Genomic DNA, 3,356 nt, shown 5'->3' on the forward strand with positions numbered 1-3,356 from the left:
GTTTATTATACACAAGGGCATCAATATCAACACCAATAGCTTTGGCTTGTTGAAGGTAATCTGCCTTCACCGCATCTGGAATCGTCTTTGTTCTCGATAAAATCCACATATATTTTGTGCTATTACCCACAACCAATGCATTTTGATAATCTTTATCGATGGCAATCACATTATAAGCAGCATAAAAAGGCCCAAAGAAGGAAACCTTTAGCCGGCCAACAGTTGGTTCTTCAACGAATTTGGCCTTGCCAATACTTTCCTTCCATTCATTTTTAGTGTAATCATAACCACGATTGTCAACACGGATAGAACCATCATCCTTTAAAGTGTAATTAGCCGTAACGTTATCAAGGTTCTTTTCATACTTAAAATCAAGCCTGGCAATTTCATACCACTTTCCTAGATACTTATCTTTATCGAAAGGTGAAACTGCTGAAGCCCCTTTAGGAAGGGAAACAGAACTGCATGAAAATAAAAGTGACGAGGCTACCAATGTACCAAAGGCAACAAATACATGTACGCTGTTGATTTTCATAAATGATCAATTTAATTTAAAGAAACTATCATCACTTAAACCCATCCTGTAGCTTTTTGTTTGATCACTTCAAATCATAGCTCGCTTATGTTACCCTCCAATATTAAATAGTGAAAATGAATTACAAATAAAATAAAAACAAATTAGGCTTTAATCTCTTTATAGGATAGATAAAATGACATAAGAAATGGAAAATTCAACTGCACCAAAGTCTAGCGAGGATTTACAATCAAAGATTGAAACAGTTACTCCTGATACAGAAAAGGTTTATCCTCACAGTGAGCAACACCAGGCGGCCAATACCAATAAAGCAAAGGAGAATCAGCAAAACGAAGATGAACTACCGCAAGATAATCAAGAAGATGCAACTACTACTCAACATTCAACACCTCATCAGGGTGACAAACCAGATGATGATGATGATGATACACGTTCAAAAATAGAAACTATTAGTCCTTAATGAATTAGTTTAATCCCATTTTCATTAGTACTTTTTCAGTTTTTCAGCATATTCTAGTGCATTATAAAGATTAACAACACCACCGCTGTTACATAAATCCGTAAATGGCACCTTTAAGCTATTGCCTTGGTCATCCTTTAATTTAACCTTATGCGGCACCTTAACCACAGATTTAATGATGACATTACGCAACTCTACAGCGGTCAAGTCAGGGTAATAACTTAAAACTACAGCTGCCAACCCTGATACTACAGGTGCAGCCATACTGGTGCCATCAAATTCTTCGTATTTAGACTTTGGAACGGTAGATTTAATCATAAAGCCTGGGGCAAATACATCTACGTTGTGTTTACCATAATTTGAAAAAGAAGCTTTTAGGTCAGCGTCACTTCTATATGCACTTGCACCTACTTCTATCCAGTTACTGGCATGTGGGAGGTTAAACTTTACTGAATCAAGCTCTATCTTTTTAGGGAGCCGCACGTTATTGTTTCCATAAGGGTTTCTTGCAGGTGGTGTTGGCTTACCTAAAAGAGGGAAATCTTTTTTTATAGGTTTATGTTTGAGCTGATAAGCAATAAATTCTGGACCTTCAAAGTATTTATTAGGATAATTCTCTTCCCTGTCCACATCCAGGTTATCATTACCCGCTGCGTGTACCAACAAAACATTTTTTGATTCCGCGTATTTTACCGCTTCATCTACCACTTTTTTGTCCCACTTAAAGCCTTTACCAAAGCTCATGTTAATAATTCTTGCTCCGTTGTCTACGGCATAGCGAATGCCATTGGCTACATCCTTATCCCGCTCATCTCCTTCTGGCACCACCCTAATGGCCATGATACTGACATGATTGGCAATGCCATTAATTCCTATCGAATTGTCTCTTTGAGCGGCAATAATGCCTGCTACGTGAGAACCATGATCTGCATTAGGCCCCATCACATCATTATTTCCATAAATCCGTTCACTGGAATTTTCATAATTATCACCAACCAATTCTTTTCTTTGATCGTAGTTTGGATTTAAATTATACCTTAACATGATGTCAAGTTGTTGATAACCATCCATAATGTCCTTATAGAATTTATCAAAACCACCACTGTCTTTAGTTCCCGCCCTAATAATTTTCTTCACTTGCTCTTCCTGCTCATTGTCTGGGGTGTAAGTTTCTACATCAGCAAGTGTAGGTATGGTCTTTTTATTAACTGTTGCAACAGAATCTAATACATGTTTGATGGCCGCATAGATTCTGAAATTTTGGTCTGCATCATCAACCTTTTTACCAAATTCAATAGTAACCTTATTGAATAGCTCATATTCTGCTTGTTCAGTACTATCTAATTTCGTGGTTCTGATAGTTGATTGGTATTTGGGTTTATATTTACGATAGATCCTAACCATTTCCAAGTTGTCATAGGCGAGGTTGCCTTGTTTGGAGCCGATAAAATTCCAGCCGTTGATATCATCAATATATCCATTGCCATCGTCATCAATGCCATTATCGGGAATTTCTTTTTGATTGACCCAAATAACGCCTTTTAAATCTTCATGATTGGTTTCTATACCACCATCAATTACCGCAACAATGATATTGCTTTTAGGCGTTTTTCCTTTAAGTAAGGTAGAATAGGCTTTATCTGCACTGATGCCAAAATAGCCATCTTTAACTAAATCAAGGTTATACCAATTAGGAGGAAGAACGACTTTCTTATCCTGTGCTAATAGGCTAAAGTGGCTTAATATGAAAATAAAAAGAATAGAGAGTTTGAGTTTCATAAAACAGCTTTTACGTTAATGAACAACTAACACAATAATACGTTTTTTATTATAGTAGCGAATTGTATTTAAGGTTTTTTAACATTTAGTCACAAAGAGAGGTTAAACTTAGCAATGAAGGAAGAGTTAACCTAACGCACAGGTATCACATTATTTAAATGATGTGATAAGTAGAGAAGCGTAAGAATGCAACTCAACTATTTACATAGGCAGAAAAGATGATTAGCTATCATGGAAAAGGAATTAGAATACCTTACTTAAGTCCCAATTCTTTCCTGTATTATAAATTTACTATTTGCACCCTCAACTTCGCTATGCTAAAATGCCTTATAAACCATATAAACTAAAATTTTAAAAGTAAAAGAAAGCAAAGCACCAAGCGGTTATGGGTTATAAAGCAGATATGGCTATTTGCCCTGCGCTGTGCTAAAAACCCATATAAACGGATCAAGCGGAATTCTTGGGGGGAAGTAAATAATTTCTTTCTTTTGCAGTATAGAAATTAGGATTATTAGCTGCTACTATTTTGAACCAGGTCACAGACACATTAATTAGTTTTTTATTACCCGAAGGCATTTTGGA

General features: G+C 36.1%; 3 protein-coding genes. 1 reads left to right on the forward strand and 2 read right to left on the reverse strand.

The features are described from left to right. Nucleotides 1–535 (reverse strand): lipocalin family protein (locus ACR2F7_RS12290; RefSeq protein WP_432713852.1); only part of this gene is annotated, 535 nt, incomplete at its 3' end. A 187-nt stretch (nucleotides 536–722) separates the two neighbouring features. On the opposite strand from ACR2F7_RS12290, the gene ACR2F7_RS12295 reads away from it, so the two are divergent. After that, on the forward strand, nucleotides 723–995 hold the full coding sequence (locus tag ACR2F7_RS12295; protein ID WP_432713853.1) for a hypothetical protein: 273 nt from the start codon (nucleotides 723–725) through the stop codon (nucleotides 993–995). 24 nt (nucleotides 996–1,019) lie between these two features. On the opposite strand, the gene ACR2F7_RS12300 is transcribed toward ACR2F7_RS12295, so the two are convergent. Continuing rightward, the gene (locus ACR2F7_RS12300; RefSeq protein WP_432713854.1) at nucleotides 1,020–2,774 is read right to left on the reverse strand and encodes a S8 family peptidase; all 1,755 of its coding nucleotides are present in this window, start codon (nucleotides 2,772–2,774) and stop codon (nucleotides 1,020–1,022) included. Nucleotides 2,775–3,356: the final 582 nt, after the last annotated feature.

This window comes from Pedobacter sp., assembly GCF_045628745.1.
GTDB lineage: Bacteria > Bacteroidota > Bacteroidia > Sphingobacteriales > Sphingobacteriaceae > Pedobacter.

Excerpts from the sequence above, each read along its gene's own strand:
- ACR2F7_RS12300 (WP_432713854.1), bottom strand. The coding sequence starts at position 2,774 with ATGAAACTCAAACTCTCTATTCTTTTTATTTTCATATTAAGCCACTTT.
- ACR2F7_RS12295 (WP_432713853.1), top strand. The coding sequence starts at position 723 with ATGGAAAATTCAACTGCACCAAAGTCTAGCGAGGATTTACAATCAAAG.